This window comes from Arthrobacter wenxiniae (assembly GCF_013376105.1).
Classification (GTDB): Bacteria; Actinomycetota; Actinomycetes; order Actinomycetales; family Micrococcaceae; genus Specibacter; species Specibacter wenxiniae.
This window is the reverse complement of record NZ_JAAMFM010000001.1, coordinates 1-14,951: the sequence shown is the minus strand read 5'-3', so window position 1 is coordinate 14,951 and position 14,951 is coordinate 1. Positions and strand designations below refer to the sequence as shown.

Annotated in this window: 16 protein-coding genes and 1 tRNA gene; 13 read left to right on the top strand and 4 right to left on the bottom strand. The window is 66.9% G+C overall.

The window, feature by feature from the left end; translation table 11 throughout:
• Window positions 1–64 precede the first annotated feature (64 nt).
• Entirely contained in the window at window positions 65–670 is a 606-nt protein-coding gene (locus G6034_RS00085; RefSeq protein WP_176633069.1) for a PadR family transcriptional regulator, read from the top strand.
• Window positions 671–680: 10 nt separating this feature from the next.
• A complete protein-coding gene (locus tag G6034_RS00080) occupies window positions 681–2,186 on the top strand; it encodes a DHA2 family efflux MFS transporter permease subunit (protein ID WP_176633068.1) in 1,506 nt (501 codons plus the stop codon).
• Window positions 2,187–2,359: 173 nt separating this feature from the next.
• Here G6034_RS00080 and G6034_RS00075 read toward each other — a convergent pair whose 3' ends face one another.
• From G6034_RS00075 to G6034_RS00065, 3 genes are all read right to left on the bottom strand, one after another.
• Complete coding sequence (locus G6034_RS00075) at window positions 2,360–3,385, bottom strand: 6-phosphofructokinase (RefSeq protein ID WP_176633067.1); 1,026 nt, start codon at window positions 3,383–3,385, stop codon at window positions 2,360–2,362.
• 133 nt (window positions 3,386–3,518) lie between these two features.
• Window positions 3,519–3,773, bottom strand: a complete 255-nt coding sequence (locus G6034_RS00070; protein WP_176633066.1) for a hypothetical protein — start codon at window positions 3,771–3,773, stop codon at window positions 3,519–3,521.
• 32 nt (window positions 3,774–3,805) lie between these two features.
• The gene (locus tag G6034_RS00065; RefSeq protein ID WP_176633065.1) at window positions 3,806–5,347 is read right to left on the bottom strand and encodes a PspC domain-containing protein; all 1,542 of its coding nucleotides are present in this window, start codon (window positions 5,345–5,347) and stop codon (window positions 3,806–3,808) included.
• Window positions 5,348–5,461: 114 nt separating this feature from the next.
• Between G6034_RS00065 and G6034_RS00060 the strand changes: the two genes are divergently transcribed.
• Both G6034_RS00060 and G6034_RS00055 read left to right on the top strand, forming a co-directional pair.
• A complete protein-coding gene (locus G6034_RS00060; protein ID WP_176633064.1) occupies window positions 5,462–6,793 on the top strand; it encodes an ATP-binding protein in 1,332 nt (443 codons plus the stop codon).
• Entirely contained in the window at window positions 6,790–7,446 is a 657-nt protein-coding gene (locus G6034_RS00055) for a LuxR C-terminal-related transcriptional regulator (protein WP_176633063.1), read from the top strand. The genes G6034_RS00060 and G6034_RS00055 overlap by 4 nt, the downstream gene beginning before the upstream one ends.
• Before the next feature lie 148 nt (window positions 7,447–7,594).
• Here the strand turns inward: G6034_RS00055 and G6034_RS00050 are convergent, their stop codons facing one another.
• Window positions 7,595–8,818: a pyridoxal phosphate-dependent aminotransferase gene (locus G6034_RS00050; protein WP_343037881.1), complete on the bottom strand. Its 1,224-nt coding sequence runs from the start codon at window positions 8,816–8,818 to the stop codon at window positions 7,595–7,597.
• Between the two features lie 287 nt (window positions 8,819–9,105).
• On the opposite strand from G6034_RS00050, the gene G6034_RS00045 reads away from it, so the two are divergent.
• The 9 genes from G6034_RS00045 to rplL all read left to right on the top strand — a co-directional run bounded on the left by G6034_RS00045 (window position 9,106) and on the right by rplL (window position 14,898).
• A tRNA-Trp gene (locus tag G6034_RS00045) sits at window positions 9,106–9,178 on the top strand.
• Window positions 9,179–9,315: 137 nt separating this feature from the next.
• Window positions 9,316–9,609, top strand: a complete 294-nt coding sequence (secE, locus tag G6034_RS00040) for a preprotein translocase subunit SecE (protein ID WP_176633358.1) — start codon at window positions 9,316–9,318, stop codon at window positions 9,607–9,609.
• 90 nt (window positions 9,610–9,699) lie between these two features.
• Window positions 9,700–10,548: a transcription termination/antitermination protein NusG gene (gene nusG, locus G6034_RS00035; protein ID WP_176633061.1), complete on the top strand. Its 849-nt coding sequence runs from the start codon at window positions 9,700–9,702 to the stop codon at window positions 10,546–10,548.
• A gap of 128 nt (window positions 10,549–10,676) precedes the next feature.
• On the top strand, window positions 10,677–11,108 hold the full coding sequence (gene rplK, locus G6034_RS00030) for a 50S ribosomal protein L11 (RefSeq protein WP_026555792.1): 432 nt from the start codon (window positions 10,677–10,679) through the stop codon (window positions 11,106–11,108).
• A 165-nt stretch (window positions 11,109–11,273) separates the two neighbouring features.
• On the top strand, window positions 11,274–11,981 hold the full coding sequence (rplA, locus tag G6034_RS00025; protein WP_176633060.1) for a 50S ribosomal protein L1: 708 nt from the start codon (window positions 11,274–11,276) through the stop codon (window positions 11,979–11,981).
• A 119-nt stretch (window positions 11,982–12,100) separates the two neighbouring features.
• Window positions 12,101–12,352, top strand: coding sequence for a GNAT family N-acetyltransferase (locus G6034_RS00020; protein WP_176633059.1), 252 nt, complete (start codon window positions 12,101–12,103; stop codon window positions 12,350–12,352).
• An 18-nt stretch (window positions 12,353–12,370) separates the two neighbouring features.
• On the top strand, window positions 12,371–13,462 hold the full coding sequence (locus G6034_RS00015; RefSeq protein ID WP_176633058.1) for a GNAT family N-acetyltransferase: 1,092 nt from the start codon (window positions 12,371–12,373) through the stop codon (window positions 13,460–13,462).
• Between the two features lie 334 nt (window positions 13,463–13,796).
• Window positions 13,797–14,381 carry a 50S ribosomal protein L10 gene (rplJ, locus tag G6034_RS00010; RefSeq protein ID WP_176633057.1) on the top strand — a complete coding sequence of 195 codons (585 nt, stop codon included), beginning with the start codon at window positions 13,797–13,799 and terminating at the stop codon, window positions 14,379–14,381.
• Between the two features lie 139 nt (window positions 14,382–14,520).
• Entirely contained in the window at window positions 14,521–14,898 is a 378-nt protein-coding gene (gene rplL / locus G6034_RS00005; protein WP_113719175.1) for a 50S ribosomal protein L7/L12, read from the top strand.
• Window positions 14,899–14,951: the final 53 nt, after the last annotated feature.

Here is a 14,951-nt window from a genome sequence, read left to right as displayed (position 1 = left end):
GTTGATTTTTACATAGTCCACGTGGAATAATTCTTGTGGACTAACCGGCGGAGGGATGGCGCGCATGGCAGCCACACGGCAACTGACACCCTTGGGCGTGGCCGCCCTGGGACTGCTGGCCGAGCGCGCCATGCACCCCTACGAGATGTACCAGTTGCTCATCCACCGGCGGGAGGACCGGCTGGTCAAGGTCAGGCCGGGCACGCTGTACCACACGGTGGGCCGGCTGGCCGAGGCCGATCTGGTCAAGGCCGTCGGCACGGAGCGGGAGGGCAACCGCCCGGAGCGCACCACGTACGCGATCCTGCCGGCAGGCCGCGAGGCCCTGGAACTGCGGCTGAAGGAACTGCTGGCGCGTCCCGCCGCCGAATACCCCAGCTTTCCCCAGGCGGTGGCCGAGGCACACAACCTGCCGGCCGGCGTCGTGCTTGAACTCCTCGCCGAACGCCTGGCCGCCTTGGAAACGTCCCTGGCCGAGCTGGAGACGGACGCCCGCCTGGCGCGGTCCCGGGGCGTGGAACAAAGGTTCTGGATGGACGTGTTATACCAACGGGCCATGACGGGCGCCGAACTGGACTGGATCCGGCAGCTGCACTCGGACATCACCACCGGCGCCATGCCCTGGCAGGCGCCGGCGTCCTTCGACAATCCGGCCAGCAACAAACTTTAAGGAACAACGCATGGAAACCGTGGCAAAACCGTGGCCCGCGTTATGGGCGCTCGTGCTGGGCTTCTTCATGATCCTGGTCGACTCCACCATCGTCTCGGTGGCCAACCCCAAAATCATGGAGGGCCTGCACACCGACATCAATTCCGTCATCTGGGTCACCAGCGCCTACCTGCTCGCCTACGCGGTGCCGCTGCTGGTCACCGGCCGGCTGGGGGACAAGTACGGCCCCAAGAACCTGTACCTGATCGGGCTGAGCGTGTTCACGCTGGCGTCGCTGTGGTGCGGGCTCTCCGGCAGCATCGGCATGCTGATCCTGGCCCGCGCGGTCCAGGGCCTCGGCGCCGCCATGATGACGCCGCAGACCATGGCGGTCATCACCCGCATCTTCGCCCCGGACAAGCGCGGCCCCGCCATGGGCCTGTGGGGAGCCACGGCCGGCGTCGCCATGCTGGTGGGCCCCATCCTCGGCGGCGTGCTGGTGGATGGGCTGGGCTGGGAATGGATCTTCTTTGTCAACGTGCCGGTGGGCGTGGTGGCGTTCATCATGGCGTTCCGACTGGTGCCCTCGCTCAGGACGCACGACCACAAGTTCGACCTGCTGGGCGTGGCCCTGAGTTCACTCGGCCTGTTCATGCTGGTCTTCGGCATCCAGGAAGGCGAAAAGTACAATTGGGGCACCATCACCGGCCCCATCTCGGTGTGGGGCCTGATCATCGCCGGCATAGTGTTCCTCGGCCTGTTCATCGTGTGGCAGGCCGTCACCAGGGGCGAACCGCTGGTGCCGCTGCACTTGTTCAAGGTGCGCAACTTCTCGCTGGCCAACGCGGCCATCACCACCATGGGTTTCACGGTCACCGCCATGAGCCTGCCGCTGTTCTTCTACTACCAGCTGGTGCGCGGCATGTCACCCACGCAGTCGGCGCTCATGATGGTCCCCATGGCGCTGTTCTCCGGCGTGCTGGCACCCTTCGTGGGCAAGCTCGTTGACATCGTCAACCCGCGCTACGTCGCGCTCACCGGGTTCATCCTGATGGCGGTGTCGCTGCTGTGGACGTCGTCGCTCATGAACGCCGACACCGCCATTTGGCTGTTCCTGCTGCCCAGCGGCCTGCTCGGCATTGCCAGCTCCGGCATTTGGGCCCCGCTCTCGACGACGGCCACCCGCAACCTGGGCCCGCGCGAGGCGGGGGCGGGCGCGGGAATCTACAACACCACCCGCCAGATCGGGTCCGTGCTGGGCTCCGCGGCCATCGCGGCGCTGATCGGGGCACGCCTGGCGGCGGAGATGCCCGCCGGCGCCAGCCAGGGTGCCAGCGGGGTCAGCGGCCAGCTGCCCGAGTTCCTGAGGGCCGGGTTCTCGACGGCGATGGGCCAGTCGATGATCCTGCCCGCCATTGTGGTGCTGGCGGGCGGGGTGATGGCGCTGCTCTTCGCCAAGCCCCGTGCCGTGGACGCCATCTATGCGGAGTTTGACGGTGTTGAAGGGCAACCGAAGTCTGAATCCCGGCCACGCTGAAGCCGGCGGACCGGCACCGGGCGCTTCCGCGTCCGTGCCGGTAAATTTGTCCCGGCGGCGGGAGAGGCCGGCGTCGTTCACGTCGTCGGCATGGGCCCCGGCATCCCCAGATGCCGCTGCCAGGCGAGCCGGACAATCAGGGCGGAACTGATCTCAAGGCCCCTGCCCAAACGCTAGCCGAACAGGATGGCGGCCTCGTCATAGCGGTGCTGCGGGACGGTCTTCAGGTTGCCAAGCGCCGCTTCAAACGGCACGTGCTCAATTTCGGTCCCCTTGAGCGAGACCATGGTGCCCCAGCGTTCGTCCACCACGGAGTCGACCGCCGCCATGCCCAGGCGCGTGGCCAGCACCCGGTCAAAGCTGGATGGCACGCCGCCGCGCTGGATGTGGCCCAGGATGGTGGCGCGGGTTTCAATGCCGGTGCGGGCCTCGATCTCGGGGGCCAGCTGCTCGCTGATGCCGCCCAGGCGCGGCCGGCCGAACGTGTCCAGGCCGCGCTCCGAGTGGGCGGAGTCCCGGTGGTCCGGGACGAAGCCTTCAGCCACCACCACGAGCGGCGCGCGGCCGCGGTCGTGGGCTTCCTGCACCCACTCGACTATCTGGTCCATGCTGGTCTGCTGCTCCGGGATGAGGATCGCGTGGGCGCCCGTCGACATGCCTGCGTGCAGTGCGATCCAGCCAACGTGGCGGCCCATGACCTCGGCAATCATGCAGCGGTGGTGGGATTCGCCGGTGGTGCGCAGCCGGTCGATCGCCTCGGTGGCGATCTGCACGGCCGTGTCGAAACCGAAGGTGTAGTCGGTGGCGTCGAGGTCGTTGTCCACCGTTTTTGGCACGCCCACGATCTTCAGTCCGGCGTCCGTGAGGCGGCGGGCGGCGGCCAGCGTGCCTTCGCCGCCGATGGCGATCATCGCGTCGATGCCCAGCCGCTCCATGTGGGCCTTGATGACTTTCGGCCCGCCCGCGCCCTCAAAAGGGTTGGTGCGGGAGGTGCCGAGGATGGTCCCGCCCTGTTTGGAGATGCCGCGGACCATCTGGCGCGGGAGGTCCATGACGTCGCCCTCCACCACGCCGCGCCAGCCGTCACGGAAACCAACGAATTCGTGGCCGTAGCTCTTGATGCCCTTGAGCACGATGCCGCGGATCACGGCGTTCAGTCCGGGGCAGTCGCCGCCGCTTGTCAGGATGCCAATCTTCATGGGTAATGGGGTCCTTCAGGGATGGAGTCAATGTGGTTTGAGCGCACCGTTGAGCTCCTCTCTCTTGGACATTCTAGACGGTCATGTGACGGGGGCAACTTGGGCCCGCTCCATGGACGGGCGGCCGCCGGGCTCACTTGCGGCGCAACACGTTCACCGCCCCGCCGGCCACCATGGCCAGGCCCGCCCCGAAAAGCAGCCACATGGTGGCCTGGCCGGTGTCCAGCTGCAGCCCCGCCTGCCGTGTTGCCAGGACCAGGAGGCCAATGACGACGACGACGGCGCCCCACACGAGGGTGCCGACCCTCACCGGGAGCCTGGGGCCGGCGTCTTCCGCCCTGCCTTTCGGCGCGTCGGGAAAATCCAGCGGTTCTGTCGGGTTGTTCATGGCGATTTCTCCAATTGCTCGTTGCCGGCCGGCTATTTGCCGGCCACGGGGATGATGGTGACGTTGGCGGCCGCGCCCTGCAGGGTGACCACCAGCCCGTTCCCGGTGGCGTCGGGATTGACGTGGGTGGTGGACGCTTGCACCACGGCTTTCCCATCGGTGCCCGGCTGTCCCTGTATCTGAAGGGTGGAGACCACAAGCTCGCCCTTGATCGTGACGGGAATGTTGGCGGGCACCTTGACCACCGCCTTCGCGGCCAGCACGTTCACGGGGATCTGGAGGTCACTGGCCAGGGGGGCTCCGGCGTCGAGCCCGGTGAGGTCGATGCTGGCGTCAGCCATGGCCACGGACAAACCGTCCTGCGCCGCGCTGACGGTGGTGGGTGCCCACGACTGATTCGCCATGGAGGTCCACGGCGCGTGCAGGGGAACCATGCTCAGCAGTCCGGCGAACACCAGGGCAATCACGGCAAAGGTGCCCACGCCGCCCGCCGAGCGGCCGCGGATGCCGGAGGCCATGATGGCCAGGCCTGCGGTGATCGCCGCGGCGGCGGCAGCGGCGGCGACCTGGTAGCCGTGCAGGTTCAGGACGCCCGATGAGTTGAGAATCAGCACCAGGGCGCCCACCATGACGGCCAGGCCCACGGACATCAGGCTGGCCGCGGCGCCCAGGCGCGGCCTGGCCTTCAAGGCCAGCGGGCCGCTGGGCCCGAGGGGGCCCGATGCGCCGAGGGGGCCCGATGCGCCGAGGGGGCCCCCGGACCCGAGTGGGCCGTCGGACCCGAGCCTGCGGCCGCTCCAGCCGCCGGCGTTGCCGCTCCAGCTGGGGGTGCTGCCGTTCAGGGGCTCAGTGGGGCGCTCGCCGTCGCCGGGCCGGTCTGCGGGAAACCGGGCTGGACCGTGTGGGCCGGTTTCCGGGGCAGGCGCGTAGGTCTGGGCCGGGTCGGCCGCGACCGGCGCAGCGGGCGCGCCGTAGTGGTACTGCCGGCGTGGCTGCCGGCCGGTGCCGGACGGGCTGTCCTTGCCGCGGTTCATCGCCCAGACCACGCAGGCAACGATCGCCGCGACCCACAGCACCGGCCAGGGGAACCAGCCGCCGTGCCAGTTCCAGGCAATGCCCTGCCCGGGGCCGGCCAGTCCAAGGAAGGTGGCAATGCCGGCGCCTGTCATGCCGGTGGACCAGTGGCCGCGGGCCACCTGCTCCACGTGGATGCGGCCGTCGGGCTCGGGCAGCAGCGCCCAGGCGACGCCGTAGGCCAGGAGGCCGATCCCGAAAAACAGGGTCAGCACAACGGCCAGGCCGCGGACTATCACGGGGTCAATGCCCCACTTCTCCGCGAGACCGCTGCACACCCCGCCCACCCAGCGGCTGCTCCCGCGGCGGACGCCGAGGGAGCGAATCCACACGAAGAAGCGGGCGCCCTGCTGCGGAGCCGGGCCCGAGGCGTAGGCCGGTTCCGGGCGCGGTGCCTGATACGGGCTGCCCGGCTGCGGGACGGGCCCGGCGTCGGACTGTTCGTTGAGGGGCGGCTCTGCGCCCGGTTCTGGCTGCGGGTCTTCATGGCTGTCATTCATGGTTCAATCGTGCCGCGGGGGGCACAGGCACGCCATCGGGGGTCACCCTGAATCAACCCTGAAGCAACCCTTGCAAACGCCGCCGCCGGGCCCGGGGCGTGCTTGGATTGGACCATGAGCGCAAAGATGTACCGGTCCACGGACCGGATGGTGGCCGGAGTGTGTGCGGGCCTGGCCGAGCACCTCGGGCTGCCCGTGCGCGCCGTCCGCGCCATCATGGCAGGCTCCTGCTTCTTCTTCGGCGCGGGGCTGGTCTTCTACGCCTGGCTGTGGATCCTGGTTCCCCTCGCCGGTGAGGATGCCCCCGCCGGTGCGCGCCCGGTGGACGACGACGGCGCCCCGCGCCTGAAGCTGTTCCGCCCGGCTCCCGCCGGCGCGCCCGGTCCTGACAGGGACGGGCCGGCATCCCTGCCCGCTGCGCGGCGTGCGGGTGCCTCCATGGGGCTGAGGGAAATCCTGATTGGCGGCGCCCTGGTGGCGGCGGCACTGGCGTTGTTCGGCGCGAAGGCAGGGGTCAACCTTGACCTCGGCACGCTGATTCCCCTGGGCGTGATCGCGGCCGGCGCCGTTCTGGCCTGGATGCAGCTGGACGCCACGCGTCGCGTGGGCCTGCTCAATGCCGCCAGGATGGACACCCCCTGGTCGATCGCCCGGTTCGCCGCCGGAATTGTCCTGGTGGTGGCCGGCGTCCTCATCATTGTGACGGGCTCGGGGTCATGGACCCTGGTCTGGGCTTCCGCGGTCGCCTCCCTGGCCGTCCTGGCCGGCGTCGGACTGGTCCTGGCCCCCTGGGTGCTCAAATTTTGGCGCGACTTCCAAAGCGAGCGGGCCGGGCGCATCCGCGAAACCCAGCGCGCGGAAATTGCCGCGCACCTGCACGACTCCGTCCTCCAGACACTGGCGCTGATCCAAAAGCGTGCCGACTCCCCGCAGGACGTCGGCCGTCTGGCGCGGGCACAGGAGCGGGAGCTGCGCAGCTGGATCTATCAGGACGAAGGCAAGGATCCGGGGAAGCTCGTCGCCGGGATCCAGGCAGCCTGCGCCGAGGTCGAAGACGTCCACGGGCTGCCCGTGGAGGTGGTGAGCGTGGGCGACGCCGAACTGGACGAGTCCACGCGGGCGCTGGTCCAGGCCACCCGCGAGGCCGTGCTCAACGGGGTGCGCCATGGCGGAACGGCGGTGTCCGTGTACGTGGAGGCGGGCGGGTCCGGCGTCGACGTGTTCGTCAAGGACAGGGGGGCCGGCTTCGATTGGGGCGCCGTGCCGCCGGACAGGCTGGGAGTCCGGGAGTCCGTCGTCGGGCGGATGCAGCGCAACGGCGGCTCGGCTGAGATCATTAGCTCGACGGAAGGCACGGAGGTGCGGCTGCACCTGCCCGCCCGGCCGGCACCGGCGGGCGCCCCCCGAGGCAGCGGCAAGGCACCCCCCAAGGAGGAGACGAAATGACAGAGGCAGGACGGCCGATCAGGGTGGTCGTGGTCGACGACCACGCCATCTTCCGTTCGGGACTCCGGGTGGATCTCGCCCCCGACATCCACGTGCTCGCGGAAGCCGCCACGGTGGAGGAGGCCATTGCCGCCGTCGCTGCGCATACCCCCGACGTGGTGCTGCTGGACGTCCACCTGCCCGGGGGGCGCGGCCAGGGCGGGCGGGAAGTGATCGCGGGCTGTTCCGGGCTGCTGGGGCAGGTGAAGTTCCTGGCCCTCAGCGTCTCCGACGCCGCCGAGGACGTGGTCTCGGTGATCCGCGCCGGCGCCCGGGGCTACGTCACGAAGTCAATCTCCGGAAGCGAGATCTCCGACGCCGTCCGGCGCGTTGCCGGGGGCGACGCCGTGTTCTCGCCCCGGCTGGCCGGCTTCGTCCTGGACGCGTTCGGCACGGCCGAGGTCGCCGTGGAGGATGAGCTGGACAAGCTTTCCGCCCGTGAACTGGAAGTCATGCGGCTGATCGCCCGCGGATATTCCTACAAGGAAGTGGCCAAGGCGCTGTTCATTTCCATCAAGACCGTGGAAACCCACGTCTCCGCCGTCCTGCGCAAGCTCCAGCTGTCCTCCCGCCACGAGCTGACCCGCTGGGCCGCCGACCGCCGCCTGCTGTAGTCGAGCCCCGGCAGCGGACCGGCATTCCCTCGGCCGCTATCCGACCGACGGCCGCGGACGGCCTTACGGCCTCCTTTACGCGGCCTACGGAAATACCGGATCCGCCGCCTGTATAAGACAACGAAGCCGCCGGTCATGGTGTTTCCGGTTACGCCTTCGCGGTGCCGAGCAGCTCCTGCAGGCGGCGCACGCCGGTGGCGAGGTCGTCGTCGCCGAGGGCGTAGGACAGGCGCAGGTAGCCGCTGGGGCCGAACGCCTCGCCGGGGACCACGGCGACCTCGGCCTTGTCCAGGATGAGGGCGGCCAGTTCGGCCGACGTGGCCGGGCGGATGCCGCCGATGTCCCGGCCCAGCAGGCCGCGGACGTCGGCGTAGGCGTAGAAGGCGCCGTGCGGGGTGGGGCACTCCACGCCGTCGATTGCGTTCAAGGCGGTGACCATGGCCTTGCGGCGCCGGTCAAAGGCCACCTTCATCTCATCCACGGCCGTCAGGGGGCCGGACACGGCGGCCAGCGCAGCCATCTGGGACACGTTGGCCACGTTGGACGTGGCGTGCGACTGCATGTTGGTGGCAGCCTTCGCGACGTCGGCGGGGGCGATCATCCAGCCCACGCGCCAGCCCGTCATCGCATAGGTCTTGGCGACGCCGTTGAGCACCACCACGCGGTCGCCCAGCTCCGGGGCGGCTGTGGCAATCGAGGTGAACGGCACGCCGTCGTAGGTCAGGTGCTCGTAGATCTCGTCGGTGATGACCCACAGCCCCCTGGATGCGGCCCATTGGCCAATCTCGCGGGTCTGCTCGGGGGAGTAGACGGCCCCCGTGGGGTTGGACGGGGAGACGAACAGCAAGATCTTCGTGCGCGGGGTGAGCGCCGCCTCAAGCTGGTCGACGGTGACGAGGTAGCCCTGTTCGGGGCCGGCGAAGACCTCCACGGGGACGCCCCCCGCGAGCCGGATGGCCTCGGGGTAGGTGGTCCAGTACGGGGTGGGGATGACGACCTCGTCGCCCGGGTCCAGCAAGGTGGCGAAGGATTCGTAGACGGCCTGCTTGCCGCCGTTGGTGACCACCACCTGGGAAGGTTCCACGGCGTAGCCCGAATCACGCAGCGTCTTGGCGGCGATGGCCGCCTTCAGCTCGGGGAGGCCCGCCGCGGGCGAGTAGCGGTGGTACTTCGGCTGCCGGGCCGCTGCAATGGCGGCCTCCACAATGTAGTCCGGGGTGGGAAAATCCGGTTCGCCTGCGCCAAAGCCGATGACCGGGCGTCCGGCGGCCTTGAGGGCCTTGGCCTTGGCGTCGACCGCCAGCGTGGCGGATTCGGCAATTGCGGCGATGCGGGCCGAAACCCGGCGTCCGGCGGCTTGGTCGGCGCTCACATTGGCAGACATCTTCTTTACTCTCTTTCGAAAGGGCGGGCCCTGCTGGGGGACTTCGGTGCTGGGGAAACGTCGGGGCCTTGAACCCACGGTTCTACTTTAGGCGCATCCCGCCGCCGGTTCGACGTGGCGGGCAACAATGCGTAGACTGGACAACCGGTGTTGAAACGCCATGATGGTGCACGCCTTGGGGCGGGTTTGGAAAACCCCGGCCCAAGACTGTAAGTTGTTTCATGGCCTTCGGCTCCGGTGCGGCCTTTCGGGGTGGCACAGCAGGCAAGTTTCATAGGGTAGTGGCGCAATTGGTAGCGCAGCGGTCTCCAAAACCGCAGGTTGCAGGTTCGAGTCCTGTCTGCCCTGCGCTAGGGCGCAGCGGGTTTGATGTGCGGCAATTCCGTCTCGTGCGGAACTTGGCGCACACCAGGTCCGCCCAGCCTGGCGAATAAAGGCACACGACACGGTCCGTTCGCGCGGGCTCGCGTGTTTTCCAACTAATGATGAGTGAGGCAATGGTGACCGAAACTGCGGCAAGCCGCTCCAATGGCCGCCCCGCCAAAAAGAACGCCAAGCCCAAGGGTCCCGGTTTCTTTGCACGCATAGCCATATTCCTGCGCCAAGTCATTGGCGAGATGAAGAAGGTTGTCACCCCCACTCGCAAGGAGTTGCTCAACTACACCGCGGTTGTGCTGGTATTCGTTGTCATTGTGATGGGTATTGTTACCGTCCTGGATCTGGGTTTCGGCAAGCTCGTGCTTTGGGTCTTTGGCGGCAGCGTAAACATCGAGCACTAAACGCTCAACCTTGGCCGGCCCCGAAAGTGATTTTTTGACACGGGGACGGTTTGAGCCATTTAAGAAACGCACCAGGAAAGCAGGAAATTCGTGTCTGAGCAGGAGCCCGAGGCAACTTACAGTGAGCAGGACCAGGACACTGTGGTTGCCGATGCTGCCATCAGTGCTGACCTTGATGCATCCACGGACGACGCCGTAACGGCCGACCCCGCCGACGGTGCCGGCCCGGCGGTTGCCGAAGAGGCCGCAGATGTCCACGACGCCGAGGCGGCCGACGACACCGCCGAGGCGGCTGCGGCCGAGTCTGCCGCCGACGCCGTCCCCGCCGAGCCCGAGGTGGATCCCGCGGAGGAGTTCAAGGCCAAGCTGCGCCGCCAGGAGGGCGACTGGTACGTCATCCACTCCTACGCCGGCTACGAAAACCGCGTCAAGGTCAACCTGGAATCCCGCAGCCTGTCGCTGAACATGGAAGATTACATCTTCGAGGTCCAGGTCCCCATGGAAGAAGTCGTGGAGATCAAGAATGCCCAGCGCAAGGTGGTCAACCGCGTCCGCATCCCCGGCTACGTCCTGGTCCGCATGGACCTGACGGATGCCTCGTGGGGCGTTGTCCGCCACACCCCCGGCGTCACCGGCTTCGTGGGCAACGCCCACAACCCTGTCCCGCTGCGCCTGGATGAGGTCTTTTCCATGCTTGCCCCGATCTTCGAGGAGCAGCAGGCAGAGGAAACCGGCGTTCCGCTGCGCCACCTGCCCGCCGACGCCGAGATCGACTTTGAGGTTGGCGAGGCCGTCATCGTCAAGGACGGCCCGTTCGAGACCCTCTCGGCCACGATCTCCGAGATCAAGCCCGAGTCCCAGCAGCTCGTTGTGCTGGTCTCCATCTTCGAGCGCGAAACCCCTGTCACGCTCGCGTTCAACCAGGTCACCAAGATCTAGTCGAACCACTGATTTCGCTGGACGGCAGTTTGCTTAGTTGCCGCGCAGCGTCCGGCCGGACGCCATCCGGCCACCCATCGTGGACGCGCTCCGTCGTCCAGGAAAGTTATTGAGAGAAGGACCCTACATTGGCTCCCAAGAAAAAGGTCACCGGCCTTATCAAGCTGCAGATCCAGGCAGGCGCCGCCAACCCGGCCCCGCCGATCGGTCCCGCGCTTGGCCAGCACGGTGTCAACATCATGGAATTCTGCAAGGCGTACAACGCCGCCACTGAATCCCAGCGCGGAAACGTCATCCCGGTTGAAATCACGGTTTACGAAGACCGTTCCTTCACCTTCATCACCAAGACCCCGCCGGCCGCGGAGCTCATCAAGAAGGCTGCAGGCGTCGCCAAGGGTTCAGCCACCCCGCACACCGTCAAGGTTGCCCAGCTGACCAAGGCACAGGTCACCGAGATCGCCACCCAGAAGCTGGTCGACCTCAACGCCACCAGCATCGAAGGCGCCGAGAAGATCATCGCCGGCACGGCCCGCTCCATGGGCATCACCGTCGAGGCCTAAGACCCCGACGCCCTGGTGGACGAGCCCGTCTCGGCCGCCGCAGCACCACCAAAAACAATAAGAACGACGCCGGACAGTCTCCCCTTTGGGTGCCTGGCGGCGGACGTACGTGGCAGGGCCCGCGCGGTCCTTACGACCACAACTGCACAAGGAGAAACAAGCAGCATGGCAAAGCGCAGCAAAGCATATGAGGCAGCCGTAGCCAAGATCGATGCGGACAAGGTTTACGCACCGTTCGAGGCCATTCAGCTCGCCAAGGACACCAACCCGTCCAAGTTCGACGCCACCGTTGAGGTCGCCTTCCGCCTGGGCGTCGACCCCCGCAAGGCGGATCAGATGATCCGCGGCACCGTCAACCTGCCCCACGGCACCGGCAAGACCGCCCGCGTCCTGGTTTTCGCAACCGGCGAGCGTGCCGAGGCGGCCATTGCCGCCGGGGCCGACTTCGTCGGCACCGACGACCTGATCGAAAAGATCCAAGGCGGCTGGACCGACTTCGACGCAGCCGTTGCCACCCCTGATCTCATGGGCAAGGTTGGCCGCCTGGGCAAGGTTCTTGGTCCCCGCAACCTGATGCCGAACCCGAAGACCGGCACGGTTACGAACGACGTCGCCAAGGCCGTCAACGACATCAAGGGCGGCAAGATCGACTTCCGCGTCGACAAGCACTCCAACCTTCACTTCATCATCGGCAAGGTGTCCTTCGACGCCGTCAAGCTGGCGGAGAACTACGCGGCAGCCCTGGAAGAGGTGCTTCGCCTGAAGCCGTCCGCTTCCAAGGGCCGCTACCTGCAGAAGGCCACCGTCGCCACGACGTTTGGCCCCGGCATCACGGTTGACCCGGCCGTGACGAAGGTTGTCATCGACGCATAGGCGATGCGCATGAACGTTGCCTGATGAGAGGGCCCGGAGTAGCGACCTGCTACGCCGGGCCTTCCCTTTTATATGGTTGAGTGGCAAGGGGGCCACGAAAAGTACTTTGGGAGCAGCGAATGGGAACCACCCTCCGGCAGGCAGGCAGTGACGACGCCCCGGCCCTGGCAGAACTCGCGTCCGTGACGGTCCCGTTGCGGAGGACGGCCGGGCGCGGTGCCAGGCAGGCATGGCTGGGCGTCAACAGCGAAAATTTCCGGGCCAGGGGATTCTTCGAAAGGCATGGCTTCAGAGTGGCCGGCAGCAAGGATTTTCAATGGGGGAACCGGGTTGACCATGACCACGTCATGGTGCTGCCGGTGCAAAGCTAGTTTCAGGAGCAACAAGACATGACTGACATTCAGATTGAACAGCTCCACGTGCCCGACGCGCTCGAAGGCGAGGCGGCCGCGGACTTCTTGAGCGCCGTGGAAGTCTCCCGCCAGGTGCGGGTCGGCACCTGGGGGAACGACGACCTCGCCTACACGGGGGAGGAACTGCTGGCGCTGTGCCACGACCCCTTCGAGTGGTACGTCATGCTCGTGGCCCGCCTCGACGGCGGGATTGTGGGACGCGCGGGCATCGCCATGCCGCTGGACGAAAACACCGAGCTGGCACACGTCACCTTGGACGTGCTTCCCGCGACGGAGGGGCGCGGCGTGGGTCGGCAGCTGCTGGAGGCGGCGGAGACATTTGTACGCGGCGAGAACCGCCGGGTGGTGGTGGTGGAGACGAACCACTCCGCTTCGGAGCTCCAGGCCCAGCTGTCGGGCGGCGACGCTGCGCAGCTGCTTCATCCGGCCGAGGGAGGGGGCGCGCTCCCGTTGGAAAACCGCCAGGCCAGCTTTGCCTACAATGCCGGCTACGTCTTGGAGCGGGTGGAACAGTTCAGTTCCTGCCGGCTCCCATTCCCGGTCGACCGCGCTGCCGAACTGAAGAGATCGGCCGATGCCGCGCACGGCGAAGAATACGTGGTGCATCAGTGGACCGACACCTGCCCGGAGAAATGGGCCGCGGACGTGGCCCGCCTCGAGCAGGCCGTGGCACCGCAGGCCGGGGAGGCTGCCTGGGACGTGGCCCGGCTGCGCGAGGCGGAGGAACTGTCCCAGTCGACGGGCCGGCACACCCTGGTGACTGCCGCCGAGAGCAGGGCGTCCGGGCGGCTTGTCGGATACACCTCCATTTCCGTGCTGGGCAAGCGTGACGACGTGGTCTTCCAGGACGACACCATCATGGAGGACGGGCACCGCGGCCGTGAATTGGGGCTGCGGATGAAACTGGCCAACCTGGAACTTTTGGCGCGGGGCTACCCGAAGTCGCATGCCATCTACACCTGGAACTCGGCCGAGGACACGCAGCTGATCAACATCAACTCGCGCATGGGTTTTGTCGCCGCCGGCGTGACAGGGCAGTGGCGAAAGTCCTTTGACGTCGACGCATGAGGGGCGCGGCCGATTTGGAATGGGCGCGGTGGCTCCTGTAGGCTTAAGGCACCAAAGACCGTCGGTCGATGGAAATCACCCCCACGCGCCAGTTGCATCATGCGCCTTGCAGTGTGGAACCGGGAAGGTTTTCATCCGAAAGTCCTGAACCGGGACGGCCAGCGCAGGTGCACAAAGCTTAGGCAGCGAACGAACCGGGTGAAAGCCCGTGGATCCGCGGCCCAAACGCCCCGTACATCTGTGCGGGGCGTTTTTGTTTTCCCCCCGCCTTCCTTCACGGGAAGCGCAGCGGGCAGGACCCGAAGGACCGGCACTAATTCCCGGAAGGAGGGTTATGGCAACGCCAACAAAGGTGGCCGCAGTCGCAGAAATCAAGCAGGATTTCAGCGAGTCCACTGCAGCAGTCCTAACCGAATACCGTGGGCTCACCGTTGCCCAGCTCAAGGAGCTGCGCGTTTCTCTCGGCCAGGACACCAAGTTCACGGTCGTCAAGAACACCCTGACTGCCATCGCGGCCAAGGAAGCCGGTGTTGACGCTTTCGAAGGTCAGCTCTCCGGTCCCACCGCCATTGCGTTCATCAAGGGTGATGCTGTTGCAGCAGCGAAGAGCCTGACGGATTTTGCAAAAGCCAACAAGGCGCTGATCATCAAGACCGGCATCTTCGAAGGCAAGGCTTTCAACGCTTCTGAGGTTGCGGCCCTGGCCGCCCTCGAGTCCCGTGAACTGCAGCTGGCCAGGGTGGCCGGCATCCTCAAGGCTCCGATGGCCGCCGCAGCGCGCACCATCGAGGCCCTGCGTCTCAAGCTGGCCGACGGTGCACCCGCCGAAGAGGCCCCGACAGCCGACGAAGCGACTGCCGCTGAGGAAGTCCCCGCCGCCGAGGCAGAGACCACTGAGGCAGCGACTACCGAGGCCTAGTCCACAATGGCTCCCGCTGCTCGCAAGCCCGCGGCGGGGCCCTCGCAATTGCGGGCCCACTGTATTTCCCTAAATCCACGAGGACTTAGGTCATAGAATCGCCCGTCACCGGGCAAGAACAAGAAAAGGAGCGCCACCCATGGCTAAGCTCACCAACGACGAGCTCATTGAAGCTTTCAAGGAACTGACCATCATCGAACTCTCCGAGTTCGTGAAGAAGTTTGAAGAGGTCTTCGAAGTTACCGCTGCCGCTGTTGCGGTTGCCGGCCCGGCCGGCGGCGCAGCTGCCGAGGCTGAGGAAGAGAAGACCGAGTTCGACGTCATCCTCGAAGCCGCCGGCGACAAGAAGATTGCCGTCATCAAGGAGGTGCGCGCCCTGACCTCCCTCGGACTGAAGGAAGCCAAGGACGTCGTTGACTCCGCCCCCAAGGCTGTCCTCGAAGGCGCCACCAAGGAAGCCGCAGAGAAGGCCAAGGAAGCCCTCGAGGCTGCCGGCGCCACGGTTACCGTCAAGTAACCACCAACGCACTCCACAAGGAAGCCCCGCACCAGGAGGTGCGGGGCTTCCTT

Bases quoted from the DNA above. Each gene is read 5' to 3' on its own strand.
- G6034_RS00080 (WP_176633068.1), top strand. From the start codon at position 681: ATGGAAACCGTGGCAAAACCGTGGCCCGCGTTATGGGCGCTCGTGCTG.
- G6034_RS00070 (WP_176633066.1), bottom strand. From the start codon at position 3,773: ATGAACAACCCGACAGAACCGCTGGATTTTCCCGACGCGCCGAAAGGC.
- rplA (WP_176633060.1), top strand. From the start codon at position 11,274: ATGGCAAAGCGCAGCAAAGCATATGAGGCAGCCGTAGCCAAGATCGAT.
- G6034_RS00015 (WP_176633058.1), top strand. From the start codon at position 12,371: ATGACTGACATTCAGATTGAACAGCTCCACGTGCCCGACGCGCTCGAA.
- G6034_RS00085 (WP_176633069.1), top strand. From the start codon at position 65: ATGGCAGCCACACGGCAACTGACACCCTTGGGCGTGGCCGCCCTGGGA.
- rplL (WP_113719175.1), top strand. From the start codon at position 14,521: ATGGCTAAGCTCACCAACGACGAGCTCATTGAAGCTTTCAAGGAACTG.
- secE (WP_176633358.1), top strand. From the start codon at position 9,316: ATGAGTGAGGCAATGGTGACCGAAACTGCGGCAAGCCGCTCCAATGGC.
- G6034_RS00055 (WP_176633063.1), top strand. From the start codon at position 6,790: ATGACAGAGGCAGGACGGCCGATCAGGGTGGTCGTGGTCGACGACCAC.
- G6034_RS00075 (WP_176633067.1), bottom strand. From the start codon at position 3,385: ATGAAGATTGGCATCCTGACAAGCGGCGGCGACTGCCCCGGACTGAAC.
- G6034_RS00065 (WP_176633065.1), bottom strand. From the start codon at position 5,347: ATGAATGACAGCCATGAAGACCCGCAGCCAGAACCGGGCGCAGAGCCG.
- G6034_RS00020 (WP_176633059.1), top strand. From the start codon at position 12,101: ATGGGAACCACCCTCCGGCAGGCAGGCAGTGACGACGCCCCGGCCCTG.
- rplJ (WP_176633057.1), top strand. From the start codon at position 13,797: ATGGCAACGCCAACAAAGGTGGCCGCAGTCGCAGAAATCAAGCAGGAT.
- G6034_RS00060 (WP_176633064.1), top strand. From the start codon at position 5,462: ATGAGCGCAAAGATGTACCGGTCCACGGACCGGATGGTGGCCGGAGTG.